This is a genomic window from Clostridium aceticum (assembly GCF_001042715.1).
In the GTDB taxonomy this organism is placed as follows: Bacteria; Bacillota; Clostridia; order Peptostreptococcales; family Natronincolaceae; genus Andreesenella; species Andreesenella acetica.
In genome coordinates this window covers 3,704,272-3,730,180 of sequence record NZ_CP009687.1, presented here as the reverse complement: position 1 = coordinate 3,730,180, position 25,909 = coordinate 3,704,272, and the positions used below count along the sequence as shown (strand labels likewise).

Sequence of the window (25,909 nt, the reverse complement as noted above, 5' to 3'; positions counted from 1 at the left end):
GCCTAAGCTTTACGGACTGACAGAAAAAGACCCTTGAAGAAATACTTCAAAGGGTCTTTTTTATAATCAAATAGGAAATTATAAACTTTATAATATTGTAGATAAATTATAATTTCTGTTATTGGTTTCAACAAAGTCATCTTTTAAATCTTCCTAAGAAAGACTTTGTTCTATCAGTAGACTTTGATCTGCTTATCAATACTCATCAATAACGAGTGCTTTAATAGTGTCAAATCTAGTTCGTTAATAAAACCTTCAAAACTTTGCTTAGACATATTGACAGGGAAGTAGTTGCATGATATATTATTATTCCGCTATTAAAAAAGCGGTGTTCCACAAAAAATAAGATAAAGTAAGATGATTTTTTAAAAACCATTGACAAGTATTAAGAAATCTGATATAGTAGTAAAAGTCGCCGCTACCGAAGGGGCGACGGGATAGAAGAAAGTTCGACACAGAAGAAAAAGAAATTAAAAAAAGTGTTGACATAATATAGCGAAGTATGATATAGTAGTTAAGTCGCCGAATGAGGGTGGCAGAAAAAAAGGTCTTTGAAAATTAAACAGTATAGATATTAAGCCAGCAAAATACATCTATCAATTAATGATAGAACCCAGATATTTTTTATTAAGAGTTTGATCCTGGCTCAGGATGAACGCTGGCGGCGTGCCTAACACATGCAAGTCGAGCGAACCGATTTATCAGAAGCCTTCGGGTGGAAGATAATGAGGTTAGCGGCGGACGGGTGAGTAACGCGTGGGTAACCTACCTTGTACAGGGGGATAACAGTCGGAAACGATTGCTAATACCGCATAAAGCTATTCTAAGGCATCTTAGAATAGCCAAAGATTTATTGGTACAAGATGGGCCCGCGTCTGATTAGCTAGTTGGTGGGGTAAAGGCCTACCAAGGCGACGATCAGTAGCCGACCTGAGAGGGTGACCGGCCACACTGGAACTGAGACACGGTCCAGACTCCTACGGGAGGCAGCAGTGGGGGATATTGCACAATGGGGGAAACCCTGATGCAGCGACGCCGCGTGAGCGATGAAGGCCTTCGGGTCGTAAAGCTCTGTTTCGAGGGAAGATAATGACGGTACCTCGGGAGGAAGCCCCGGCTAACTACGTGCCAGCAGCCGCGGTAATACGTAGGGGGCAAGCGTTATCCGGAATCACTGGGCGTAAAGGGTGCGTAGGCGGCCAATAAAGTCTAGGGTGAAAGGCTACGGCTCAACCGTAGTAAGCCTTAGAAACTTATTGGCTTGAGTGCAGGAGAGGAGAGTGGAATTCCTAGTGTAGCGGTGAAATGCGTAGATATTAGGAGGAACACCAGTGGCGAAGGCGACTCTCTGGACTGTAACTGACGCTGAGGCACGAAAGCGTGGGGAGCGAACAGGATTAGATACCCTGGTAGTCCACGCCGTAAACGATGAGTGCTAGGTGTTGGGGGTCAAACCTCAGTGCCGCAGCTAACGCATTAAGCACTCCGCCTGGGGAGTACGCACGCAAGTGTGAAACTCAAAGGAATTGACGGGGACCCGCACAAGCAGCGGAGCATGTGGTTTAATTCGAAGCAACGCGAAGAACCTTACCTGGACTTGACATCCTTTTGACCGCTTTTTAACAGAAGTTTTCCCTTCGGGGACAGAAGTGACAGGTGGTGCATGGTTGTCGTCAGCTCGTGTCGTGAGATGTTGGGTTAAGTCCCGCAACGAGCGCAACCCTTGTCTTTAGTTGCCAGCATTTCGGATGGGCACTCTAGAGAGACTGCCGGGGATAACTCGGAGGAAGGTGGGGATGACGTCAAATCATCATGCCCCTTATGTTCAGGGCTACACACGTGCTACAATGGCCGATACAAAGGGCAGCGAAGGAGTAATCTGGAGCGAATCTCATAAAGTCGGTCTCAGTTCGGATTGTGGGCTGAAACTCGCCCACATGAAGTCGGAGTTGCTAGTAATCGCGAATCAGAATGTCGCGGTGAATGCGTTCCCGGGTCTTGTACACACCGCCCGTCACACCACGGGAGTCGGAAGCGCCCGAAGCCAGCTGCTCAACCGTAAGGGGAGAGCTGTCGAAGGTGAAGCCGATGACTGGGGTGAAGTCGTAACAAGGTAGCCGTATCGGAAGGTGCGGCTGGATCACCTCCTTTCTAAGGAGAAATGGCAATACTATACTGTTTAATTTTGAGGGACCTCTTTTAATAAGGTCTTTTCAAATTGTTCTTTGAAAACTAAACAATGATATGAGAAAAGAAACAAAGCTAAAGTAATTCATCAAAGGTCAAGTTATTAAGGGCAAAGGGTGGATGCCTTGGCACTAGGAGCCGAAGAAGGACGTGGTAAGCTGCGAAAAGCTACGGGAAGCTGCAAGCAAGCATTGATCCGTAGATGTCCGAATGGGGAAACCCACTTGGGGTAATGTCCAAGTATCTATTACTGAATTCATAGGTAATAGAAGGTAGACCGGGGGAACTGAAACATCTAAGTACCCCGAGGAAGAGAAAGAAAAATCGATTCCCTCAGTAGCGGCGAGCGAAAGGGGAAGAGCCCAAACCAAGAACTTAAGTTTTTGGGGTTGCGGACATTTTCATTAAGAAGATTGGTAAGTGTAGTTGAAGAGAGTTGGAAAACTCCACCGTAGAGGGTAAAAGTCCCGTAAGCGAAACACTGAAGAACTTTGAGAATGATCCAGAGTACCACGGGACACGTGAAACCCTGTGGGAAGCAGGGGGGACCACCCCCCAAGGCTAAATACTACCTAGTGACCGATAGCGTATAGTACCGTGAGGGAAAGGTGAAAAGAACCCCGGAAGGGGAGTGAAAAAGAACCTGAAACCTTTTGCCTACAAGCTGTGGAAGCGCTATATATGCGTGACCGCGTACTTTTTGTAGAACGGGCCAACGAGTTATGGTATGTAGCAAGGTTAAGTACTTCAGGTACGGAGCCGAAGGGAAACCGAGTCTTAATAGGGCGATTAGTTACATGCTATAGACCCGAAACCGTGCGATCTACCCATGGGCAGGATGAAGCGGAAGTAAAATTTCGTGGAGGTCCGAACCAGTTGACGTTGAAAAGTCATTGGATGACCTGTGGGTAGCGGAGAAATTCCAATCGAGCTCGGAGATAGCTGGTTCTCGCCGAAATAGCTTTAGGGCTAGCCTTGAAATGAGAGTGACGGAGGTAGAGCACTGAATGGTCTAGGGGCCTTCACCGGTTACCAAAACCTATCAAACTCCGAATGCCGTTAACTTATTTTCAGGAGTCAGACTACGAGTGATAAGATCCGTGGTCAAGAGGGAAAGAACCCAGATCATCAGCTAAGGTCCCAAAGTATACGTTAAGTGGGAAAGGATGTGGAGTTGCACAGACAACCAGGATGTTGGCTTAGAAGCAGCCACTCATTTAAAGAGTGCGTAATAGCTCACTGGTCGAGTGATTCTGCGCCGAAAATGTCCGGGGCTCAAACGTATCACCGAAGCTATGGGAATAGAAATATTCGGTAGGCGAGCATTCTATGTGGGTTGAAGCTATACCGTAAGGAGTAGTGGACTGCATAGAAGAGAGAATGTTGGCATGAGTAACGAGAGGTAGGTGAGAATCCTACCCGTCGAAAACCTAAGGTTTCCTGAGGAAGGTTCGTCCGCTCAGGGTTAGTCGGGACCTAAGCCGAGGCAGAAATGCGTAGGCGATGGACAACAGGTTGAGATTCCTGTACCACCTAGAATCGTTTGAGAGATGGGGTGACACAGAAGGATAGGTTGAGCCCACCGTTGGTTGAGTGGGTCTAAGCCAGTAGGGAGCTAAGACAGGCAAATCCGTTTTAGCATAATCCTGAGAGGTGATGGGGAGCGAAAAACAAGTAGCGAAGCAACTGATTCCACACTGTCGAGAAAAGCCTCTATTGAGAAACTAGGTGCCCGTACCGCAAACCGACACAGGTAGGTGAGGAGAGAATCCTAAGACGAGCGGGAGAACCATTGTTAAGGAACTCGGCAAAATGACCCCGTAACTTCGGGAGAAGGGGTGCCGAAGGGTGTGAAGGCTATACGCTGTAAGCACACTTCGGTCGCAGAGAACAGGCCCAAGCGACTGTTTAGCAAAAACATAGGTCTCTGCAAAGTCGAAAGACGACGTATAGGGGCTGACGCCTGCCCGGTGCTGGAAGGTTAAGGGGAAGTGTTAGGGTAACCGAAGCACAGAACTTAAGCCCCAGTAAACGGCGGCCGTAACTATAACGGTCCTAAGGTAGCGAAATTCCTTGTCGGGTAAGTTCCGACCCGCACGAAAGGCGTAACGATTTGGGCGCTGTCTCAACAATGGACCCGGTGAAATTGTAATACCAGTGAAGATGCTGGTTACCTGCGACAGGACGGAAAGACCCCGTGGAGCTTTACTGCAGCTTGACATTGGATTTTGGTACTAGATGTACAGGATAGGTGGGAGACTGAGAACCTAGGACGCCAGTCTTGGAGGAGTCGATGTTGGGATACCACTCTTGTAGTACTGAAGTTCTAACCATGAACCATGATCTGGTTTTGGGACACTGTCAGGCGGGCAGTTTGACTGGGGCGGTCGCCTCCTAAAAAGTAACGGAGGCGCTCAAAGGTTCCCTCAGCACGGTCGGAAATCGTGCAAAGAGTGCAAAGGCATAAGGGAGCTTGATTGCGAGACCAACAAGTCGAGCAAGGACGAAAGTCGGACTTAGTGATCCGGTGGTACCGAGTGGAAGGGCCATCGCTCAACGGATAAAAGCTACCCCGGGGATAACAGGCTTATCTCCCCCAAGAGTCCACATCGACGGGGAGGTTTGGCACCTCGATGTCGGCTCATCACATCCTGGGGCTGAAGTAGGTCCCAAGGGTTGGGCTGTTCGCCCATTAAAGTGGTACGCGAGCTGGGTTCAGAACGTCGTGAGACAGTTCGGTCCCTATCCGTCGCAGGCGTAGGAAATTTGAGAGGAGCTGTCCTTAGTACGAGAGGACCGGGATGGACGTACCGCTGGTGTACCAGTTGTCTTGCCAAAGGCACCGCTGGGTAGCTATGTACGGAAGGGATAAGTGCTGAAGGCATCTAAGCACGAAGCCCCCCTCAAGATAAGATTTCCCATCACGCAAGTGAGTAAGACCCCAGAAAGACTATCTGGTAGATAGGTCGGAGGTGTAAGTGCAGTAATGTATTAAGCTGACCGATACTAATAGGTCGAGGACTTGACCAAAAACAACTCATACATTGTTTAGTTTTGAGGGAACAAACCTTCAAAAGAATATCGTGACAATAGCGAAGGGGTCACACCTGTTCCCATACCGAACACAGCAGTTAAGCCCTTCAGCGCTGATGGTACTTGGCGGGAAGCTGCCTGGGAGAGTAGGTCGTTGCGATATAGAAGTTCCAGAGTAGCTCAATGGTGGAGCACCCGGCTGTTAACCGGTAGGTTGGAGGTTCGAGTCCTCTCTCTGGAGCCAAAACAAAATGCCGAAGTGGCGGAACTGGCAGACGCACAGGACTTAAAATCCTGCGGTCCTTCAAGATCGTACCGGTTCGATTCCGGTCTTCGGCACCACTATGAAAAATATCGCGGGGTAGAGCAGTTGGTAGCTCGTCGGGCTCATAACCCGGAGGCCACAGGTTCAAGTCCTGTCCCCGCAACCATTTTGGCCCCTTGGTCAAGCGGTTAAGACACCGCCCTTTCACGGCGGTAACAGGGGTTCGATTCCCCTAGGGGTCACCAAAAAATGGGCGCATAGCTCAGCTGGGAGAGCACCTGCCTTACAAGCAGGGGGTCACAGGTTCAAGTCCTGTTGCGCCCACCATTTAAAAACAATGCGGCCTGGTAGTTCAGTTGGTTAGAATGCCAGCCTGTCACGCTGGAGGTCGAGGGTTCGAGTCCCTTCCAGGTCGCCATAAATATTACTAAAAAAACATGCTGGTGTAGCTCAGTTGGCCAGAGCAGCTGATTTGTAATCAGCAGGTCGCGGGTTCGAATCCCATCACCAGCTCCATTAACTAGAAATACTGGAGGGGTTCCCGAGTGGCCAAAGGGGGCAGACTGTAAATCTGTTGTCAACGACTTCGAAGGTTCGAATCCTTCTCCCTCCACCATAATATATATCACACATGCGGGTGTGGCGGAATTGGCAGACGCACTAGACTTAGGATCTAGCGGGCGACCGTGGGGGTTCAAGTCCCTCCACCCGCACCATACTTTTAAAAAGACAATGATCAAACGATCATTGTCTTTTTTTTTATGGGTATAAGCTGACTATAATATGGAAAAAATTATAATCTAGACAAGATTTATACATATAGTTCCAATGATCTTTGTAGGGAGTGATTAATATAGAAGACTTTATGAGTATGGAAACAAAAAAATTAACATCATTTGAAGAAGCACTTTTATTAAAAAGTGAAGAGGCAAATGCAGATTATAGGGAGTATGCAAACCCACAGCTAGCAAATCTTTTAAATTTATTAGGCATAAACAAACATTTTATTAAGGCTAAGAATACAACAGTATGGGATGATCAAGGTGACATGTATATAGACTTCCTAGGTGCTTATGGAGCCTTAAACATAGGCCATAATAATGATGCAGTTGTCAATAAAATTCAAAAAGTTATACAAAGACCTAACTTACTGCAAACATCTATTAACCCTATTGCCACTGTATTAGCAAAAAACTTAGCAATAGTCACTCCAGGTAATCTAAAACATACGTTCTTTTGTAATAGTGGTGCTGAGGCTGTAGAGGGAGCATTAAAATTAGCTAAAATTGCTACAAAAAAGTCGAGAATTGTTTATTGCGAAGGTTCTTTTCACGGTAAATCAATGGGAGCCCTTTCTGTAACAGGTAGAAATAAATATAAAAAGTTTTTTGGCCCTTTAGTACCCCTTGCTGAAGAAGTACCTTATGGGGACATAGACACTTTAGAAGATATACTTAAAAAATATAATGATATTGCTGCTTTTATAGTAGAGCCTGTACAAGGTGAAGGGGGTATTATTCTTCCTCCACAAGGTTATTTAAAAAGAGCAAGTCAATTGTGTAAACAGTATAACGTGCTATTAATAGCAGATGAAGTGCAAACTGGCTTTGGAAGGACAGGATACTGGTTTGCTTGTGATGAGGAAAATGTGCATCCAGATATACTATGCATGGCTAAGTCTTTAGGAGGAGGGGTTATGCCTATTGGTGCCTATATTACCTCAGAAGAAATATGGAGTAAAGCCTACGGTACTTTAGAAAAATGTTTGTTACATACATCTACTTTTGGAGGAAATACGTGGGCATGTGCTGCCGGCATAGCAACAATTGAATACATATACGATAGTCATCTAGTTGAAGAAACACAAAGAAAGGGTAAGTACTTTTTAGAAAAGCTATATGATCTGAAGGAAAAATATCCATTACTCAAGGCAGTAAGAGGAAAAGGATTAATGATTGGATTAGAGTTTCAATCTATAAAGGATCATTATCTCTTAAGCAAATTTGTGAAGGGCAAGACAGCAGAAATGTTGGAAGAATATACAGGTGGTCTAATTGCTACAGAGTTATTGAATAACTACAAAATTATTACAGCTTATACTTTAAATAATCCTAATGTTATACGCGTTGAACCACCTTTGACTATATCTTATGAAGAAATTGATGTGTTTATAAGAGGATTGGAAGATATCCTTGCTAAGTATAAGGGAATGACAGGATTGGCAATAAATAATTTTAAGAGCATCTTTCAATCCGCTTTAAGGAGATAGAAATTATGGAAAATTTTGCGTTTTTAATACATCCAATCGAAATAGATGATATTTATCGAAAATATGAAGGTTTAAAATATCTACCAAAAAATTTAGTGGAAAAAATAATTGCTAAAGTACCACCTTTAAATGTTTCTCAAATTACTGATTTAAAAAGTACTTATGGTGAGGCTGAAGGATGGTTCATAGGTGTTCCATTAACAACTAAAATGATGATACAACTAGATGAAGAAAAAGTGATAAACAAGATCATTCATGCGGGAAATGTTGCAGAAAAGCTAGGAGCAAAAATCTTAGGACTAGGTGCTTATACATCTGTGGTAGGAGATGGAGGTATAACTGTAGCTGAGAATCTAAACATCGCTGTAACCAGCGGCAATACCTACACAGTAGCAGCTGCCTTTGAAGCTACAAAGGAAGCATTAAGACTGCTAAGTAGGAAGATTCAAGAGAGCGAGGTTGCAGTTGTAGGTGCAAACGGTTCTATAGGAAGAGTATGCGCTGAATTAGCCTGTAGAGATAGCAAAAAGGTTATTTTGATAGGCAGAGATTTAAGACGATTAGAAGAATTAAAAACAAGTTTTATTAAAAAATATGGAAAAATAAATATCGACTGTAGCACTAGTATTAAAAAAGGTATAGCTACAGCTGATGCTGTTATTACCGTAACCAGTAGTATAGAAGAAGTAATCCCTATAGAAGACATTAAATCAGGAGCTGTAGTTTGTGATGTAGCAAGACCTAGAGATGTTTCTAAAAAAGTGCAGGAAGTAAGAAAAGATGTCTTGGTTATAGAAGGTGGAGTTATAGAAGTGCCTAAAGGAGTAGATTTTAACTTTAACTTTGGTTTCCCAAAAGGTTTATCCTATGCTTGTATGGCTGAAACTATGATATTGGCTTTAGAAAAACGATATGAGAACTTTAGCTTGGGAAGAGATATGGATATAGCTAAAGTAGATGAGATTACAAGGTTAGCCGACAAACATGGTTTCAAAGTAGCAGGGCTTAGAAGCTTTGAGAGGGTTGTTGACCACAAATATATTGAAGAAGTTTTAATGAATGTAGAGAAAGCTCCAGAGGTGAATTAAAAAATAGCGGAGAAAAACCTCCGCTATCATTATATAAAGCTATATAACTTTTTTATCAGTTTTGTTCTTTTGATCTTTATTATGATTCATTAGAGCACGGATTGTTAGAGGTAAAGCAAATAAGTTAATGAAGCCTTCAGCATCTTGTTGATTGTAAACATCATCTTCTCCAAAAGTAGCGAAGTCTTCGCTATAGAGAGAGTAAGGTGATGTAGATGCTACAGCTGAACAACTACCCTTAAATAACTTTAATTTAACAGCTCCAGTAACACATTGTTGTGTACTATCTACAAATTGATCTAACGCTTCCTTTAAAGGTGTAAACCAAAGACCATCATAAACTAATTGTGCATATTTTTCAGAAACGCTCTTTTTAAAGCTCATAGTTGCTCTATCAAGTGTTAACTTTTCTAATGTTTTATGTGCTTCAAATAATAATGTACCGCCTGGGGTTTCGTATACACCACGAGACTTCATGCCTACAAGTCTGTTTTCAACAATATCAATAATACCCACACCATGAGCTCCAGCAACTTCATTTAATACAGTAAGAAGTTCAATAGGACTATACTTTACGCCATCTACTGCAACTGGAATACCAGTTTCAAACTGAATTTCTACATAAGCAGGAGTGTCTGGTGCATTTTCAGGAGAAACTGACAGCTTATAAATGCTATCATCATGCTGATTCCAAGGATCTTCTAAATTCCCGCCCTCATGACTGATATGCCATATATTGTTATCACGACTATAGATGTCTTTTTTAGTAACAGGAATAGGAATATCATTTTTTAGAGCATATTCAATACAATCTTCTCTAGACTTTAAATCCCAAATACGCCAAGGTGCAATAAGTTTAATATATGGATTCAATGCTTTAACGGAAGCCTCGAAACGTACTTGGTCGTTACCTTTCCCTGTAGCTCCATGAGCAATAGCCACAGCTCCTTCGTTTTCAGCAATTTCTACTAACTTTTTAGCCATTAAAGGTCTTGCAAAAGAAGTACCTAATAAGTAATCATCTTCATAAACAGCTCCTGCCTTAAGGGTAGGATAAATATAATCAGTAATAAACTCTTCAGTCACATCTAATACATAAGACTTAATTGCTCCAGTAGATAAAGCTTTTTGTTGAATAGCGTCAAAATCTTCTTCTTGACCAACATTTATACAAACAGCAATTACCTCATATTGGTAAGTGTTTTCTAACCATTTTAAAATAACAGATGTATCTAAACCACCAGAATATGCTAAAACAACTTTTTCTTTTTCCATAGAATAACCCCTCCATAAAATCAATTCTTATAGATATAATTATAAGCAATAATGAATAAATATGCAAGGCTTTTTTTTATAAATATACAAAAAATAAAGCTGAGGAATAAAAACTTCCCCAGCTAATTAGTAATAGGATTATTTTCTAAGTTGAATATTGTTTCTTACTTTGATCACACCTTCTATACCGGTGGCAATCTCTTTTGCTAACTCGATATTTTGGTGAGTGTCCAATGTTCCTGATAAGGTAACTTGACCATCAGAGACCCTTCTAGTAATATCTCTATAATCTAAAGGAGAATTGCTATACTCTTGAAGAATTTTATTGCTGATGGCATCATCACTATGCTTTCTATAGCTAGTAATATTAATGTTGTTTACAACATCTTTTACACCTCGAACTTCTCTAGCTACCTTCATAGCAGTATGACAGTCTTTTAAAGTGCCTACATGGCCCATAAGACTAACGACACCTCTTTCTACCTTGGCACCTATACCTACTGTTTTGTCACTGGCATGATTAAGATGATTTATTACCTCTTTTTCAATATGTTTATCAGTAATGTTACTATCCATAGCTATCGTAATTTTATTTTCCACTTTTCTTACACCTGGTATTTTTAAGGCCGTATCTTCAGCAAACTTTTTTTCTGCTAATACGTCCACCATACCAGACATATGCACATAACCATCTTTACAAAACACATTGATATCCATTGCACTTTCTTCCATCTTTTCTTCCAATTGATCTTTTATATAATCTACTATTAATTGATCTTTTGTGGGGACCTTATCATCAATAATTACATTTTTACGCTTATTATTTCCACTATTTGACATATTGATCTCCCTCTCTATATGGTTTATGTTTAGTTTATCTAAAATTATTGAAAATATGTTTTAAAACTTAATAAAAACACAAAGAGAACATGTAAAAAATTACTTTTTTGACTATAATATCAATAAGGGCTGTCCTTGTGTTGATGGTCCTTATATTTTTCTAGTAAATAGAATTTATATAGGCTATAGATATAATGAGAAATTTTAATGCATCAAAAGTAGGATTTTAGTAAAAACCATTCAAAAAACTATGCAAAAATTTTATAATATAAAGAAGAAAAGAAGCCGACAAAAAATACATAAGACAAAGAGAAAATAAATATAATTTCCTATGGATAATAAAGAAGGGATTTTCCTTTGTGATATGGAAATATAAATTATTGAAGAATTATCAAAAAATTGAAGAAGGAATCAAGAGGTGTTGGGGATGCAAGACTTAATAGAGATATTCAGAAATATTGGTATGCGGGATATAGCCGACATGGCTATCGTAGCCTTTGTATTTTACAAACTATATATGCTCATAAGGGAAACAAGAGCTGAACAACTTATAAAAGGTATTGTGGTGCTTCTTTTAGCAACTCAATTAAGTGAATGGTTACAACTTCATGCTATAAACTGGATACTAAGAAACACCATGACGGTAGGACTAATTGCTCTATTAATTGTGTTCCAACCAGAAATGAGGAGAGCCTTAGAATACATAGGTAGGACAAAATTCCTTACAAAGTCCATTGTAGATATTGAATATGAAGAGATTAATATGATGGCGGAGGAAATTGTAGAAGCAACAGGATCTTTATCAAGGCAGAAAATTGGTGCACTTTTAGTTTTAGAAAAAGAAACAGGACTAAACGAAGTAGTAGAAACCGGGACACGGATTAATGGGAAAATTTCTAGAGGACTATTAATTAATATATTTATGCCAAATACACCATTACATGATGGTGCAGTTGTTATTAGAAGAAGTGAAGTATTGGCAGCAGGCTGTTTCTTACCTTTAACGGAAAGTAATTATCTTAGTAAAGATTTAGGGACTAGACATAGGGCTGGTTTAGGGATTACAGAACGTTCAGATGCCATTGTGGTCATCGTATCAGAAGAAACCGGGGCCATCTCTATAGCTGAAAATGGAGAATTAACAAGGTTTTTAGACGCCAACACCCTCAGAAAGATATTGATCAACAGCTTTAGGCCTACTGAAAACAAACAATGGCAATTTTTAAAGCTAAAATGGAGGCATAAGAGATGAATATTTTCAAACGTAAAAATTTAATGGCTAAAATCATTTCCATTCTTTTTGCCTTGACCATATGGATTTATGTAATGAGTGAAATAAATCCTAGGATAACTAGAGATGAACAAAATATTCCAGTAGAGTTTGTCAATGCTGAGGAAATGAGGCAAAATGGTTTAGTTGTAAAGGGTGATACGGATTATACGATAAGAGTACGTATTACTGGAAGAAGAGATGAAGTTTATCGGATTGCTAGAGGTCAAATTAAAGCAACAGCAGATTTATTGGGCTATAGAGCAGGTGTGAATAATATACCGGTGGAAATCACAATACCTGGAGAAGTCGAGGTAGATTATAATCCTAAGTTCATTAGAGTAGATCTGGAGGAAATTGTGAGCAAACAAAAACCCGTTAATGTTACCGTTGAAGGAACACCCCGGAGTGGATATGTATTAGGAAGTGTAGCTTATGAACCTAGGGTAGTGTGGGTAGAAGGGCCCGAAAGCTTAGTAAACTCAGTAGAAGTAGCAGAATCCTCCGTAAAGTTATCAGAAGAGTTTCAGAATGTACACTCGCAGTTCCCTTTACGCCCTTTAAATAGCAGAGGAGAAGAGGTGCAGGGTGTGAATATTAGCCCTGCTCATGTAGACATAACATTACCTATTGATCAATTAAAAACCGTTGAAGTTACTTCGGTTGTTGAGACTACAGCAGCAGAAGGCTATGAGATCAGCAATATTTCCATTAATCCTAATAGAATCACCATACGAGGACAACAAGAAATCATAGATGCAATTGAAACGATTGAAACAGAAAGAATAACGATTAACAATATTACAGAAAACATAACTAGAACTGTGGCCTTAAGGCTACCAGAGGGTGTAGCAGCCGTTGACCCTACAGAGGTAAGCATGACTGTAAGTGTAGAAGAAATAAAAGAAGTGGTTATTCAGATACCTAGAGAACAAATTAATTTTACTAATCTTAGGGAAGGATTAACTTTAGATACAAGTGATGTTCCTGAAATACTGCAAGTAAAAATTTTAGGTAATGAAACTTTAGCTCAGTCTATTAATAGAGAAGATATAAATATTATAGTAGATATGGAGGGTTTAGATGAAAATGAGTATACTATAGAACCTATAGTAGAATTACCTTTCTTAATCCAGAGGAGAGCTAGAAGGGTAGAATTAGTTCCCAACACTGTTAATATAAAGGTTATTTCACAAAATGATTAGTGATTACTTTGTGTTGTCATTTAGAAAAGTCCCTAAGGGACTTTTCTTTTCTTAAGAAAGGTGATGGTAATGAAAAAAGAGGAACTAGATATTATCCTAAAAAGTACGAATGATGCAGTGATCCTAGTAAATCCTATAGGGAGAATTACTTTATTTAATGCAGCAGCAGAAAAAATTACAGGTTTTTCAGAAAAAGAGGTAATAGGAAAGCTTATAGAAGAAGTGATTACCAGCACTAGGTTAACTTATGTTTTGAAATCAGGAGAAGCAGAACTCAACCAGAGACAGTTATTAGGGAATACCACTATTATCACTAGTCGAATGCCGGTAAAGGATGAGGAAGGCAGAGTAATAGCAGCGGTAGCTATTTTTAGAGATATAACCGAAGTGATAGACTTAACCCATCAGATCTACAAACTAAAAGAGATGCAAAGTCTTTTGGAGGGGATTTTTCACTCTACTCAAGATGCCATTTCAGTATGTGATGAGAAGGGTATTGGTGTTCTTATTAACCCTGCATATACAAGAGTAACAGGGTTTACAGAAAAAGATATTTTAGGAAAACCTGTGACTACTGATATAGCTGAGGGAGAGAGTATGCATCTTCAGGTATTGAAGACAAAGCAACCCATAAAAAATGCTAGACTAAAAATAGGGCCACAAAAAAAAGATGTATTGGTACATGCAGCACCTATTATTGTAGATGGAGAACTAAAGGGCAGTGTAGGGGTGCTGCATGACTTGTCGGAAATAAAGAAGTTGAATGACGAATTAACCACAGCTAAGCAGATTATCCGAAAACTGGAAGCAAAGTACTTATTTGAAGATATTATTGCTGAAGATGAGGGTATGTTAGAAGCTTTACAGAAAGCAAAACAAGCAGCAGTAACACCAGCTACAGTACTTTTAAGAGGGGAAAGCGGTACAGGAAAAGAGCTTTTTGCCCATGCTATTCACAATTTATCTCAAAGAAGATACAATCAATTTGTACGGGTGAACTGTCCTGCTATTAGTGAGAGCCTATTTGAAAGCGAGGTTTTTGGTTATGAGGAAGGAGCCTTTACAGGAGCAAGAAAAGGAGGGAAAAGAGGACTGTTTGAAGAAGCACATGGCGGCACCATCTTTTTAGACGAGGTAACAGAAATCCCTATAAGTATACAAGCCAAGCTTTTAAGAGTGCTACAGGAAAAAGAAGTTGTTAGAGTAGGCAGTACAAAACCAATTAGTATAGATGTTAGAGTAATAGCCGCCACCAATATAGCATTGGAGGAGGCTGTTAAGAGAGGTAAGTTCCGAGAAGATCTATACTATAGGCTCAATGTAATTCCTATAGAAATTCCACCTCTTAGAAAAAGAAAAAAGGATTTGTATCCGTTAGTAGTACACTTAATTAATAAATATAATCAAGAATATGGAAGAAAAGTAGAAGATATATCTAGTGAGGCTTTAAAAAGCCTAGAGGAATATGACTGGCCTGGAAATATCAGGGAGTTGCACAATTATATAGGAAGAACTTTTATTAACATGAAATATTCAGAGGAAATTATAGAAGAAGAGCATCTACCAAAGTTTATTCACAGGGACCTAAACTTCTTAATAAACAAGAAGGAGTACGAAGTAAAGGAAGAGAGCATAAGTCTAAAGGAAATGGTAGAAAAAGTAGAGAAAGAATATATTAAAGAAGTTTTAAAGAAACATGGTGGCAATAGAACAATAGCATCACAGGAACTTAAAGTTTCTCTTCGCAATCTCTATTATAAAATTGAAAAATATCAAATTGATTAAATATGAAAAAAGTTGCACAGTACTGTGCAACTTTTTTCATGCAAGAAATTGCATAAGCAGCGTTGTAAAAAATATATTAAGGGACTAAAAAAAATTAGTACAAGTTACAAAATTGGAATTTCAATAGATAAAAAATATTATAAAAAAAGTATAAATTGGCATAGGTTTTGCAAATGAATAGAGTAGAGGAAAGTATCGTTTTAGAATAGGATCAAATACATATTTTAAAAAAGGAAAAAGTATGAGGGGTGGAAAGCATTGAGAGAATATATATTGGCTATAAATCCTGGGTCAACTTCTACAAAGGTTGCTTTGTTTAAAGAAGAAGAAAATATATCTGAGAAGAGTTTAAATCATCCTATAGAGGAGTTAGGTAAATATACAACAATAACAGATCAATATATGCTACGAAAAAATATGATTTTAGAATGGTTGAAGGAAATAAATATTCATACAAGCAAGCTATTAGCAGTGGTAGGCAGAGGCGGGCTTTTGCGTCCAATACCCGGCGGCACCTATAAAGTAACAGAAGAAATGGTGAAGGATTTAAACGATAGTATTCAAGGGGAACATGCTTCAAATCTTGGGGGAATTATTGCAAAAGCAATAGCTGACCTAGAAAAAATAGACGCTTACATTGTAGACCCTGTTGCAGTAGATGAGTTTGAAGATATTGCTAGGATCTCTGGAATACCTGAAATTCCAAGACGTTCTTTAGGGCATGCTCTAAATATAAAAGCAGTAGGTCATAGAGTAGCTGCTGATCTAAATAAAAATTTTCATGAAGTAAACTTAATCGTGGCCCATTTAGGTGGAGGCATTTCTGTTGCACCAGTGAAAAAGGGAAAATTGGTGGATTATAATAACGCCAATGAAATGGGTCCTTTTTCTCCAGAGAGGACAGGCGGACTTCCTACTGGTGACTTAGCTAAACTATGTTTCTCTGGTAAATATACTTATAAAGAAATTAAAGGAAAGCTGAGGGGAAAAGGAGGCTTAACAGCTTATCTTTCAACCAACAATGCTATTAAAGTAGAAAAAAGAATAGAAGAGGGCGACCAAAGGGCAAAATTAATATATGACGCTATGTGCTATCAGATTGCTAAAGAAATTGGTGGGATGGCTACTGTTTTAAATGGCAAAATTGATGCTATTGTTTTGACAGGAGGTATCGCTCACTCCAGCTATGTAACCAGCAGTGTGGCCCAACGAGTAAGTTTTATTGCTCCTGTGATGATTTATGCAGGAGAAGACGAGATGAAGGCTTTAAACGAAGGGGTTTTGAGAGTAACAAGGAAACAAGAAAATTACAAGATCTATGAGGAAGAGGTGTTAGCCTATGATTAAAAGCTTTGATGATGTAATGAAAATAGCAAAAGAACGTGGTCCTAAAATCATATCAGTAGCCTGTGCACAAGACCCAGAAGTATTGATTGCAGTAAATCAAGCAAAAAAAGAAGGCATCGCTGATAGTATTTTAGTGGGGGATAAAGAAGAGATAAAAAAGATTGCTATAGAAGAAAAGATTGATTTAAGTCAATTTGAAATGATAGATATAAAAGATGTCACTGAAGCTTCTAAGAAAGCTGTACAGTTGGTTTCAACCGGTAAAGCCGATATGGTAATGAAGGGCCTAGTGGACACTTCTATTATTTTAAGTGCTACACTAGATGCAGAAGTTGGTTTAAGAACAGGAAATGTACTGAGTCATGTTGCTATCTTCGATGTGAAGGGCTATGATAGATTGTTTTTAGTAACGGATGCAGCTATGAACATTTCTCCTGATTTAAAAGTTAAAAAACAAATTATAGAAAATGCAGTTCAAGTAGCCCATGCTTTAGATATAACTGAGCCAAAGGTGGCGGTGATCTGTGCAAAAGAAAAGCCAACCCCTAAGATGCCAGATACAATGGATGCAGTAGCCCTACAAGAAATGAATCAAAAAGGTGAGATAAAAGGATGTATTGTAGGAGGTCCCTTTGGTTTAGATAATGCGGTATCAATAGAAGCAGCTAAAATTAAGGGAATTCACCATCCTGTAGCAGGATATGCAGATATATTATTGGCTCCAGATATCGAAGCTGGAAATGTATTATATAAGTCTCTTGTATTTCTTGCAGGTGCTAAAAATGCTGGTGTTATTGTAGGTGCTAAAGCCCCTGTCATATTAACATCAAGGGCAGACAGTCATGAGGCAAAAATATACTCTATTGCTTTAGGAGTATTATGTACAGCCAAAATATTTTAGGCGAAAGGTGTGAAGTAACATGAGTGAAGTTTATAGAGTATTAGCGATCAACCCTGGTTCCACATCAACAAAAATTGCTATATTTGATAATGAAAAACCTGTATTTGAAGAGGTATTAAGACATTCAACTGGTGAGTTGAGTAAATACGATACAATTTTTGATCAATATGAATTTAGGAAAAATATTATTCTTGAAACCTTAAACGAAAAGGGAATCAACATTACAAAGCTTTCAGCAGTAGTAGGAAGAGGTGGGCTATTAAAACCTATGGCTGGTGGTACCTATAGGGTAGAGGAAACAATGTTGAAGGACTTAAAAAAAGGAATACTGGGGCAACATGCCTCAAATTTAGGCGGCGTATTGGCTTATGAGATTGCATCTCAGTTAAATATTCCTCCATTTATTGTAGATCCTGTGGTGGTAGATGAGATGCAGGAGATAGCAAGAATTTCCGGCATGCCAGAAATAGAAAGAAAAAGTATCTTTCATGCTTTAAACCAAAAAGCAGTAGCTAGAAGAGCTGCCAAGGATAAGGGTGGTAAGTATGAGGATTTTAACTTTATTGTAGCTCATTTAGGCGGTGGGATTTCTGTAGGTTGCCATGAAAAAGGCAAAGTAATCGATGTCAATAATGGTCTAGATGGTGACGGTCCCTTCTCACCAGAAAGAACAGGAGGACTTCCCACAGGAGATTTTGCTAAATTGTGTTTTTCCGGTAAGTACACCTATGAGGAGATCAAAAAGAAAAATGTAGGTCAAGGCGGTTTAGTGGCTTACTTAGGCACAAATGACGGTAGGGAAGTAGGAAAAATGATAGAAGCGGGAGACCAAAAAGCAGAGTTGGTTTATAAGGCAATGGCTTATCAGGTAGCCAAAGAAATTGGTGCCGCTGCTGCTGTGCTGATGGGAAAAGTAGATGCCATAATTTTAACTGGGGGCATTGCCTATGATAAAGTTTTTACAGGTTGGATTCAAGAAAAAGTTTCTTTTATCTCAGAGGCTTTGGTATACCCTGGAGAAGATGAAATGATTGCCTTAACAGAGGGAGCATTGAGGGTATTAAGGAAAGAAGAAGAAGCCAAACAGTATCAATAGCTATAAATAAGTACAAAATTTAAGGTGTATGAAATTAGGTGATAAATATTATGTTAAATGATCATAGAGTTCGAATTATCATCGGCCATTATGGCAGTGGAAAAACAGAGTTTGCCGTAAATTATGCTATAAATTTAGCCAAAGCAAATAAAAAGGTTGCACTGGCAGACTTAGATATTGTTAATCCATATTTTCGTAGCAGAGAAAAAGAAAATATGTTAAAAGAGTATGGCATCAAGGTGATTGCCAGCTATATCAAAGGCTCTGGATCAGACTTGCCTGCCGTTACAGGAGATGTATTAGGACCTCTACAGGATAAAAGCTATGATGTGGTACTAGATGTAGGTGGAGATGCGGTGGGAGCCCGTGCTTTAGGTAGATATAAGGAATATTGGGATGAAAAAGACTATGATATGTTTTGTGTAGTGAATGCCAATCGTCCACAAACATCAGAATTAGAGGGGGTCTTGGAACATATCGATGCTATTGAAAAGACTTCTGGAGCTAAAGTGACTGGACTTATAAACAATACCCACCTTTTAAGATATACCACTGTAGAGGAGATTCTTAAAGGTCAGGAACTTTGTGAAAAAGCAGCCAAAACTCTAGGGATTCCTATTAAATATATTACTGTACTTCGTGAGGTAGCTGAAAAACTTCCGCCAACATTAGAGGGAAAAATTATGCCGATTGAAATGATTATGAGAGAAGATTGGATGTAAGCTTATCTATAGATGAGGAGGTAAACCAATGGCAAAAGCAAAAGGAAAAGTAAGCTTTAATGAAGATCGTTGCAAGGGCTGCGAGCTATGTACAACTGCATGTCCTGTTAAAATCATTAAAATGGATAAAAAGAGGATCAATGTAAAAGGATATCATCCAGCAACAGTGGATGAAATGGATAAATGTATCGGATGTGCCAACTGTGCCAATATGTGTCCAGACTTAGTCATCCAGGTGGAACGAGAAGGATAAAGGGATCAATTGTGAGGAGGGAAATCAATGACTAGAATATTAATGAAGGGAAACGAAGCAATAGGTGCAGCTGCTATCAAAGCAGGATGTAGATATTTCTTTGGTTATCCAATTACGCCACAAAATGAGTTGCCGGAGTTTATGTCAAGAGAACTACCTAAGGTAAATGGAGTGTATGTCCAGGCAGAATCAGAAGTAGCCGCTATTAATATGGTGTATGGTGCAGCAGGAACTGGTGCCAGAGTAATGACTTCATCTTCTTCCCCAGGTATTGCTTTAAAACAAGAGGGAATTACCTATATAGCTGGTGCTGAATTACCCTGTGTAATTGTAAATATCAGTAGAGGAGGTCCTGGACTAGGGGGCATCCAACCATCACAAGCCGATTATTTTCAATCCACAAGAGGCGGTGGAAATGGCGACTATAGACTACTGGTTTACGCTCCAGCTAGCCTTCAGGAGGCAGTAGACTTAGTCATAGAAGCCTTTGACGCAGCAGATTACTACAGGAACCCAGTAATGGTGATAGGTGACGGCATGATTGGGCAAATGATGGAACCAGTAGAGTTTAAAGAAACTGCTACAAAAAGAGAACTTCCACAAAAGGATTGGGCTACAACTGGTACAGAGGGAAAAAGACAGCCAAATATTATCAACTCACTAGCCTTAGATCCCGAAAGCTTAGAGAAACATAATATCAAATTAAATAAAAAGTATAAAGAAATGGAAGAAAAAGAAGTAAAATACGAAATGTATAAAATAGAGGAAGCTGAAGTAGTGATGGTGGCTTACGGTACGACAGCAAGAATTGCTAAAAACGCTATCGATGCACTAGAAAAAGAAGGGATTAAAGCAGGGTTAATCAGACCTATCACCCTATGGCCCTTCCCCTATAAAGCTTTTAAAGAAATTTCCAATACAACGAAGATATTGTTAAGTGTAGAAATGAGTATGGGACAGATGATCGATGATGTTAAAATAGCCAATGAAGGAAGGCTTCCTGTAGAGTTTTATGGTAGATCAGGTGGAATGATTCCTACACCGGAGGCAATAGCAGCCAAAGTAAAGGATCTTTTAGGGGGTGCAAAGTAATGGCTATTGTATTTGAAAAGACGAAAGGCTTGACAGATAAGCAGTTTCATTATTGTCCAGGATGTACCCACGGTGTTATTCATAGATTGGTGGCGGAAGTATTAGAAGAGTTAGATGTAGTAGGAAAAACCATCGGGGTAGCACCGGTAGGCTGTTCAGTTCTAGCTTATGATTATTTTAACTGTGATATGCACGAAGCTTCTCATGGCAGAGCACCTGCAGTAGCCACAGGAATAAAAAGAGTATTGCCAGAGCATGTGGTATTCACCTATCAAGGAGACGGAGACTTAGCTTCCATTGGTACAGCTGAAATCATTCATGCTGCCCATAGAGCTGAGAAGTTCACCACAATATTTGTAAACAATGCAATATATGGTATGACAGGTGGACAAATGGCACCTACCACCTTAATTGGACAAAGAACCACAACTTCTCCAGAAGGTAGAAACAAAGAACTAACTGGTATGCCCTTAAGAATGTCAGAAATGTTTGCAACCATTGATGGGGCTGTGTTTGTAGAAAGAGTTTCTGTCCACAACGTAGCACATATTAGAAAAGCTAAAAAAGCTATAAAGAAGGCCTTTGAAATTCAATTGGAAGGCAAAGGATTTGGGATTGTTGAAGTATTATCTACTTGTCCTACCAACTGGGGTATTACGCCAGTGGCATCTTTAAAATGGTTGGAAGAAAATATGATTCCTTATTATCCACTAGGAAACTTCCGTACACCAGAGGAGGGGAAATAATATGGCAACAGAAAAGATTATTATGGCAGGTTTTGGTGGTCAAGGGGTAATGTCTATGGGTCAGCTCTTAACCTATTCAGGTATGATTGAAGACAAACAAGTATCCTGGCTGCCCTCCTATGGACCAGAAATGAGAGGCGGTACAGCCAATTGTTCTGTAATCGTTTCAGATGGATTAATTGGATCTCCTATTATTACGGAAGATGCTACAGCGGTAATTGCAATGAATTTACCTTCTTTAGTAAAGTTTGAAAAGAACCTAAGGACTGGAGGTAAATTGCTCATTAATAGTTCTCTAATAGAAAAAAAGGCAGAGAGAGAGGATGTAGAAGCATACTATATACCTGCTAACGAAATTGCCAACGAAATAGGGAACCTAAGAGTAGCAAATATGGTAATGCTAGGTGCTTATTTGGAGCTAACCAAAGTGGTATCTGTAGAATCTATAATAGAAGCATTTAAAAAAGTATATGGAGCTGACAAAGAACATTTAATCACCTTTAATAAAGAAGCTCTCCATCGTGGAGCAGCAGCAGTAAGAAGATAGAAAGTACCCTTGTGGTACTTTTTTTTTGTAAGTTTCCGCATAATTTAAAGAAAAGCACACATGATTAGTGTTTTTTTCCAATATATATATAAGAGGAATGATAAGTATTTTAAAAATTAAAGGGTGAAAAAAATGAAAGCACAAAGATACGTAGAAGGTATAGAGGAAAAACTTTCCAAATTTTTTAATATAGAAAAGGCTTATCTTTATAACGAGATTGAGTTTGATTTATTTGCTAAGTCCTTCATTAGAAATGAAAGATATATTGCCAGCAAAAAAATAAAGATTTATAGCTTTGAAAACAGCGAACTGTATTTTGTTAAAAGATGTGAAGTGCTGAATGAAGAAAATTTTCTACAGTTAATAAATACCTTTAGAAATGCATCGGAGGAGCTGGTAAATCCTCATTCTGAACATATGTCCACAATCATTACTGGCATTGTTATAGTCGAGAGAGAACTAAGTGAAGAACTGAGAAAAAACATTGAAAAGTTTAAGTTTAACCGCAGCTTCGCCTTTGGTTTTAAAGGCTGGACATATACTAGGTTAGTGGCAGCTGACCTTAGCAAGGGGGAAGTAATAACAAATAGAAGGGGGAGAGAGGTAAAAGATATTATCAGATTCCTTAAGTGTAAGAGGATAGCTGGGAAGGGAGGATGATTATGAACGCTTTGGTAGTAGTTCTTATTTCGATTGTAATATTTTTTATTGCCTATGTTACGTATGGAGGATGGCTGGCAAAACAGTGGGGGGTTGATGATGGGCGGAAAACACCTGCCCATACAAAGGGTGACGGTGTTGATTATGTCCCTGCAAAATCTCCAGTATTATTGGGGCATCACTTTGCCTCTATTGCAGGTGCAGGACCTATCGTGGGACCTATAACTGCGGCTATGTTTGGTTGGGTACCGGTATTACTATGGATTATCATAGGAAGTATTTTCTTTGGTGGCGTACAAGACTTTGGTTCTTTATTGGCTTCTATTCGACATAATGGAAAGTCTATAGGAGAAGTTATTGAGATTAACATGGGTAAGAAAGGTAAAAAGCTCTTTGCTATATTTGCATGGTTAACTTTATTATTAGTAGTGGCAGCCTTTGCTAATATCGTTGCAAATACATTTGTAAGTGTTCCTGAAGCAGCAACAGCATCTGTGCTATTTATTCTCTTAGCGATTGTATTTGGTTTTGCTGTTTATAGAAAAGGTGTTTCCTTAGGTGTAGGAAGTGTTGTTGGCGTTATTTTATTGTTTGTATGTATAGCATTAGGAAACATGTTCCCTATAGAATTAAGTAGAAATACTTGGATTGCTATTTTGTTAGGTTATATTTTTATAGCTTCTGTAACACCTGTTTGGATTTTACTACAGCCCAGGGATTATTTGAACTCATACTTATTATATATCATGATGGCAGGGGCAGTAGTAGGATTAATTATAACAAGACCAACTCTTGAATTAGCTCCAGTAACTGGATTTAGTGTTGGAGGACAATGGATGTTTCCAATGTTATTTGTAACAGTAGCCTGCGGTGCGATCTCAGGATTCCACTCGTTGGTTGGTTCTGGAACTTCTGCAAAGCAGTTAGACAAAGAAAGTGATGCTAAGATTGTGGGATACGGTGGGATGTTGATTGAGGGAGTATTAGCAGTAATCGCTATTATCACAGCTGCTTACATTGGTCAAGATAAACTTGCAGCACTATTAAGTAATGGCGGCCCAGTAAATGTTTTTTCTGATGGCATTGGGACCTTTATGACCAGCTTCGGCATCTCCTTTACAGTAGGGAAATCCTTTGTAGCATTGGCGGTATCAGCCTTTGCACTAACCAGCTTAGATACTGGAACAAGGCTGGGACGATTTATTCTACAAGAATTTTTCTATGAAGAAGGAGCCACAAGCCAACATCCATTAACCAATATGTACACAGCTACAGCATTAACCGTAGTAGTTGGAGGATTACTAGCGATCACCAGTTGGGCGAAAATCTGGCCTGTCTTTGGTTCTGCAAATCAATTACTAGCGGCTCTTGCACTGATGGCAGTGGCAGTATGGTTGAAAAAAATCGGTAGAAATTACAAGATGTTTATTATTCCAATGATTTTTATGTTTGCTGTAACATTATTGGCATTAATAATGCTGATTAAAACAAACCTTGGACCAGAAGGAAGCCTAATATTAGTGATATTCCCAGTATTACTATTCATATTAGCCATTATATTGGCTTATCAAGGATATCATATTATGAAAAAAACTGATGCAGGAAAGACAACAAAGATATAAATAAATACCAACGTTAAAGCCATTAGTGGATCTACTAATGGCTTTAACGTTAACTGCAAAATCATAAGAAATTGTAAGGATAACTTACCCCAACAATATTATATTTGTTTTGTTGAGTTTATACTATAGATATGTTAGAATATATGGGATACCCAGATAGAAGGGAGCAGAATCTATGGGGAAATTATTTGGAACAGACGGTGTCAGAGGAATTGCCAATAGAGAATTAACGCCAGAACTAGCTTACCAGCTGGGAAGGGTAGGAGCATATGTTCTTTTAAAAGAAAAAACACAAGGAAAAGTTGTTATAGGAAAAGATACTAGAAAATCGGGAGATCTATTGGAAGCAGCCATGACAGCAGGCTTCTTATCCATGGGTATAGATGTAGTGACGCTGGGGGTTATACCTACACCAGCTGTAGCTTATTTAACAAGGCACCTACAAGCCGATTGTGGGGTAGTGATCTCAGCATCTCATAATCCTGCAGAATATAATGGAATAAAGTTTTTTAATCATCAAGGATACAAACTTCCAGATGAAGTAGAGGAAGAAATAGAAGCTTATATACTTAATCATAGAGAGGTAGAGCCTCGTCCAGAAGGCAGTGCCGTAGGAAGGTATACAGCTTTAGAAAACCCTACAGGATTATATACAGACTATCTGAAAACTACTGTTAGATATGATTTTAAAGGGCTTAAGATTGCCATTGATGTTGCTAATGGTGCAGCATATAAAGCAGCTCCTAGAATTCTTCAGGAACTAGGGGCAGAGGTGTATGTTATAAATAACGAACCAGACGGTATGAATATTAACTTAAATTGTGGTTCAACACATCCAGAAGTATTACAGCAATTTGTGAGGGAAACAAAGGCAGATATTGGTATAGCTTTTGATGGAGATGCAGATCGACTAATTGCAGTAGACGAAAAGTGTCAAATTATAGATGGCGACCATATAATGAATGTATGTGGATGTAATCTTAAAAAACATAATAAACTAAATAAAAATACTATTGTAGCTACAGTGATGAGTAATATTGGGTTAGATATAGCTATGCGACAACAGGGATGTGAAATTGTAAAAACAAAGGTAGGAGATCGGTATGTCCTAGAAGAAATGATAGGTAAAGGCTATTCTTTAGGAGGAGAGCAATCAGGACATATTATTTTCTTAGAGCACAACACTACTGGTGATGGACTTTTATCAGCCTTACAGTTGATCGCAACCATGAAGGAGGAAGCAAAGAAAATATCAGAGCTATCAGCTATGATGACTTCTTATCCTCAAGTATTGGTGAATGCTAAAGTAAAAAACGAAAACAAAGAAGCTTATACGCAGGACGAAGTAATTATGACAGAGATAAGCAAAATTGAAGAAGTGATGAATGGCCAGGGTAGGGTATTGATTCGTCCGTCAGGAACAGAGCCTTTGGTAAGGGTAATGTTGGAGGGGAAAAATCAAGAGGAACTAAACACTCTAGCTACGGGATTGGCAAACTTAATAGAAACAAGACTAAGCTAAGATACCTTGGGATTAGCGGCGAAGCTAATCCCAAGTAATTCATAGATGAAGGAGGTATGCGAATGGGCAAGAACTTTAAAAACTAAAACAAAAGCGCCTGGACTGAAACTTAAAAAAGTTTTAGTTGACGAGGGACAGGGTTAATCGAGATATCGGCGGGTGCCCTGCGGTGATTCACCATCGA

General features: G+C 39.2%; 18 protein-coding genes, 9 tRNA genes and 3 rRNA genes. 28 read left to right on the top strand and 2 right to left on the bottom strand.

From position 1 onward, the window contains the following. Positions 1 to 623 precede the first annotated feature (623 nt). From CACET_RS17115 to CACET_RS17050, 14 genes are all read left to right on the top strand, one after another. Positions 624 to 2,151, top strand: a 16S ribosomal RNA gene (locus CACET_RS17115). Positions 2,152 to 2,280: 129 nt separating this feature from the next. Continuing rightward, a 23S ribosomal RNA gene (locus tag CACET_RS17110) occupies positions 2,281 to 5,217 on the top strand. Positions 5,218 to 5,266: 49 nt separating this feature from the next. Further along, positions 5,267 to 5,383 (top strand): 5S ribosomal RNA (gene rrf / locus CACET_RS17105). The 16S, 23S and 5S rRNA genes sit together here with 9 tRNA genes alongside, the layout of an rRNA operon. A 6-nt stretch (positions 5,384 to 5,389) precedes the next feature. After that, positions 5,390 to 5,464: transfer RNA gene (locus CACET_RS17100), tRNA-Asn, on the top strand. Between the two features lie 9 nt (positions 5,465 to 5,473). Beyond that, positions 5,474 to 5,562 (top strand) — tRNA-Leu (locus tag CACET_RS17095). Positions 5,563 to 5,575: 13 nt separating this feature from the next. Continuing rightward, a tRNA-Met gene (locus tag CACET_RS17090) sits at positions 5,576 to 5,651 on the top strand. A 4-nt stretch (positions 5,652 to 5,655) separates the two neighbouring features. Beyond that, positions 5,656 to 5,730: transfer RNA gene (locus tag CACET_RS17085), tRNA-Glu, on the top strand. Positions 5,731 to 5,736: 6 nt separating this feature from the next. Next, positions 5,737 to 5,812 (top strand) — tRNA-Val (locus tag CACET_RS17080). A gap of 14 nt (positions 5,813 to 5,826) precedes the next feature. Continuing rightward, positions 5,827 to 5,903 (top strand) — tRNA-Asp (locus CACET_RS17075). A 21-nt stretch (positions 5,904 to 5,924) separates the two neighbouring features. Next, positions 5,925 to 6,001 (top strand) — tRNA-Thr (locus CACET_RS17070). Between the two features lie 15 nt (positions 6,002 to 6,016). After that, a tRNA-Tyr gene (locus CACET_RS17065) sits at positions 6,017 to 6,101 on the top strand. Positions 6,102 to 6,118: 17 nt separating this feature from the next. Continuing rightward, positions 6,119 to 6,201: transfer RNA gene (locus CACET_RS17060), tRNA-Leu, on the top strand. A gap of 149 nt (positions 6,202 to 6,350) precedes the next feature. Next, on the top strand, positions 6,351 to 7,754 hold the full coding sequence (locus CACET_RS17055) for an aspartate aminotransferase family protein (protein WP_044826449.1): 1,404 nt from the start codon (positions 6,351 to 6,353) through the stop codon (positions 7,752 to 7,754). A gap of 5 nt (positions 7,755 to 7,759) precedes the next feature. Beyond that, a complete protein-coding gene (locus tag CACET_RS17050) occupies positions 7,760 to 8,842 on the top strand; it encodes a shikimate dehydrogenase (protein WP_044826450.1) in 1,083 nt (360 codons plus the stop codon). Positions 8,843 to 8,881: 39 nt separating this feature from the next. On the opposite strand, the gene CACET_RS17045 is transcribed toward CACET_RS17050, so the two are convergent. Then, positions 8,882 to 10,117, bottom strand: coding sequence for an argininosuccinate synthase (locus CACET_RS17045; protein ID WP_044826451.1), 1,236 nt, complete (start codon positions 10,115 to 10,117; stop codon positions 8,882 to 8,884). A gap of 138 nt (positions 10,118 to 10,255) precedes the next feature. Then, entirely contained in the window at positions 10,256 to 10,957 is a 702-nt protein-coding gene (locus CACET_RS17040) for a BON domain-containing protein (protein WP_044826452.1), read from the bottom strand. A 427-nt stretch (positions 10,958 to 11,384) separates the two neighbouring features. On the opposite strand from CACET_RS17040, the gene cdaA reads away from it, so the two are divergent. The 14 genes from cdaA (at position 11,385) to glmM (ending at position 25,725) form a co-directional block, all read left to right on the top strand. Continuing rightward, positions 11,385 to 12,209: a diadenylate cyclase CdaA gene (cdaA, locus tag CACET_RS17035; protein ID WP_044826453.1), complete on the top strand. Its 825-nt coding sequence runs from the start codon at positions 11,385 to 11,387 to the stop codon at positions 12,207 to 12,209. Further along, positions 12,206 to 13,432: a CdaR family protein gene (locus CACET_RS17030; RefSeq protein WP_044826454.1), complete on the top strand. Its 1,227-nt coding sequence runs from the start codon at positions 12,206 to 12,208 to the stop codon at positions 13,430 to 13,432. Before cdaA ends, CACET_RS17030 begins: the two co-directional genes overlap by 4 nt. 69 nt (positions 13,433 to 13,501) lie before the next feature. After that, the gene (locus tag CACET_RS17025) at positions 13,502 to 15,217 is read left to right on the top strand and encodes a sigma-54 interaction domain-containing protein (protein WP_052661597.1); all 1,716 of its coding nucleotides are present in this window, start codon (positions 13,502 to 13,504) and stop codon (positions 15,215 to 15,217) included. Positions 15,218 to 15,475: 258 nt separating this feature from the next. Further along, complete coding sequence (gene buk, locus CACET_RS17020) at positions 15,476 to 16,564, top strand: butyrate kinase (RefSeq protein ID WP_044826456.1); 1,089 nt, start codon at positions 15,476 to 15,478, stop codon at positions 16,562 to 16,564. Beyond that, the gene (locus CACET_RS17015; RefSeq protein ID WP_044826457.1) at positions 16,557 to 17,465 is read left to right on the top strand and encodes a phosphate butyryltransferase; all 909 of its coding nucleotides are present in this window, start codon (positions 16,557 to 16,559) and stop codon (positions 17,463 to 17,465) included. Before buk (CACET_RS17020) ends, CACET_RS17015 begins: the two co-directional genes overlap by 8 nt. A gap of 19 nt (positions 17,466 to 17,484) precedes the next feature. Beyond that, positions 17,485 to 18,561: a butyrate kinase gene (buk, locus tag CACET_RS17010; RefSeq protein WP_044826458.1), complete on the top strand. Its 1,077-nt coding sequence runs from the start codon at positions 17,485 to 17,487 to the stop codon at positions 18,559 to 18,561. 50 nt (positions 18,562 to 18,611) lie between these two features. Further along, positions 18,612 to 19,283: a nucleotide-binding protein gene (locus tag CACET_RS17005; RefSeq protein ID WP_082058325.1), complete on the top strand. Its 672-nt coding sequence runs from the start codon at positions 18,612 to 18,614 to the stop codon at positions 19,281 to 19,283. 28 nt (positions 19,284 to 19,311) lie between these two features. Then, positions 19,312 to 19,536 (top strand): 4Fe-4S dicluster domain-containing protein, encoded by a 225-nt coding sequence (locus CACET_RS17000; protein WP_044826459.1) that lies wholly within the window; start codon positions 19,312 to 19,314, stop codon positions 19,534 to 19,536. A 27-nt stretch (positions 19,537 to 19,563) separates the two neighbouring features. Continuing rightward, positions 19,564 to 20,628 (top strand): 3-methyl-2-oxobutanoate dehydrogenase subunit VorB, encoded by a 1,065-nt coding sequence (locus tag CACET_RS16995; protein ID WP_044826460.1) that lies wholly within the window; start codon positions 19,564 to 19,566, stop codon positions 20,626 to 20,628. Then, positions 20,628 to 21,374: a thiamine pyrophosphate-dependent enzyme gene (locus tag CACET_RS16990; protein ID WP_044826461.1), complete on the top strand. Its 747-nt coding sequence runs from the start codon at positions 20,628 to 20,630 to the stop codon at positions 21,372 to 21,374. Before CACET_RS16995 ends, CACET_RS16990 begins: the two co-directional genes overlap by 1 nt. Before the next feature lies 1 nt (position 21,375). Then, a complete protein-coding gene (locus tag CACET_RS16985) occupies positions 21,376 to 21,921 on the top strand; it encodes a 2-oxoacid:acceptor oxidoreductase family protein (protein WP_044826462.1) in 546 nt (181 codons plus the stop codon). Positions 21,922 to 22,053: 132 nt separating this feature from the next. Then, on the top strand, positions 22,054 to 22,581 hold the full coding sequence (locus CACET_RS16980) for a DUF8052 family protein (RefSeq protein ID WP_044826463.1): 528 nt from the start codon (positions 22,054 to 22,056) through the stop codon (positions 22,579 to 22,581). 2 nt (positions 22,582 to 22,583) lie between these two features. Further along, complete coding sequence (locus CACET_RS16975) at positions 22,584 to 24,203, top strand: carbon starvation CstA family protein (RefSeq protein ID WP_044826464.1); 1,620 nt, start codon at positions 22,584 to 22,586, stop codon at positions 24,201 to 24,203. A 175-nt stretch (positions 24,204 to 24,378) separates the two neighbouring features. Beyond that, complete coding sequence (gene glmM / locus CACET_RS16970) at positions 24,379 to 25,725, top strand: phosphoglucosamine mutase (protein WP_044826465.1); 1,347 nt, start codon at positions 24,379 to 24,381, stop codon at positions 25,723 to 25,725. Positions 25,726 to 25,909 lie beyond the last annotated feature (184 nt).

Bases quoted from the DNA above. Each gene is read 5' to 3' on its own strand.
- CACET_RS17000 (WP_044826459.1), top strand. From the start codon at position 19,312: ATGGCAAAAGCAAAAGGAAAAGTAAGCTTTAATGAAGATCGTTGCAAG.
- CACET_RS16995 (WP_044826460.1), top strand. From the start codon at position 19,564: ATGACTAGAATATTAATGAAGGGAAACGAAGCAATAGGTGCAGCTGCT.
- CACET_RS17050 (WP_044826450.1), top strand. From the start codon at position 7,760: ATGGAAAATTTTGCGTTTTTAATACATCCAATCGAAATAGATGATATT.
- CACET_RS17030 (WP_044826454.1), top strand. From the start codon at position 12,206: ATGAATATTTTCAAACGTAAAAATTTAATGGCTAAAATCATTTCCATT.
- CACET_RS17025 (WP_052661597.1), top strand. From the start codon at position 13,502: ATGAAAAAAGAGGAACTAGATATTATCCTAAAAAGTACGAATGATGCA.
- buk (WP_044826458.1), top strand. From the start codon at position 17,485: ATGAGTGAAGTTTATAGAGTATTAGCGATCAACCCTGGTTCCACATCA.
- CACET_RS16985 (WP_044826462.1), top strand. From the start codon at position 21,376: ATGGCAACAGAAAAGATTATTATGGCAGGTTTTGGTGGTCAAGGGGTA.
- CACET_RS17055 (WP_044826449.1), top strand. From the start codon at position 6,351: ATGAGTATGGAAACAAAAAAATTAACATCATTTGAAGAAGCACTTTTA.
- CACET_RS16980 (WP_044826463.1), top strand. From the start codon at position 22,054: ATGAAAGCACAAAGATACGTAGAAGGTATAGAGGAAAAACTTTCCAAA.
- CACET_RS17015 (WP_044826457.1), top strand. From the start codon at position 16,557: ATGATTAAAAGCTTTGATGATGTAATGAAAATAGCAAAAGAACGTGGT.
- glmM (WP_044826465.1), top strand. From the start codon at position 24,379: ATGGGGAAATTATTTGGAACAGACGGTGTCAGAGGAATTGCCAATAGA.
- CACET_RS16990 (WP_044826461.1), top strand. From the start codon at position 20,628: ATGGCTATTGTATTTGAAAAGACGAAAGGCTTGACAGATAAGCAGTTT.
- CACET_RS17005 (WP_082058325.1), top strand. From the start codon at position 18,612: ATGTTAAATGATCATAGAGTTCGAATTATCATCGGCCATTATGGCAGT.
- CACET_RS17040 (WP_044826452.1), bottom strand. From the start codon at position 10,957: ATGTCAAATAGTGGAAATAATAAGCGTAAAAATGTAATTATTGATGAT.
- CACET_RS16975 (WP_044826464.1), top strand. From the start codon at position 22,584: ATGAACGCTTTGGTAGTAGTTCTTATTTCGATTGTAATATTTTTTATT.
- cdaA (WP_044826453.1), top strand. From the start codon at position 11,385: ATGCAAGACTTAATAGAGATATTCAGAAATATTGGTATGCGGGATATA.
- CACET_RS17045 (WP_044826451.1), bottom strand. From the start codon at position 10,117: ATGGAAAAAGAAAAAGTTGTTTTAGCATATTCTGGTGGTTTAGATACA.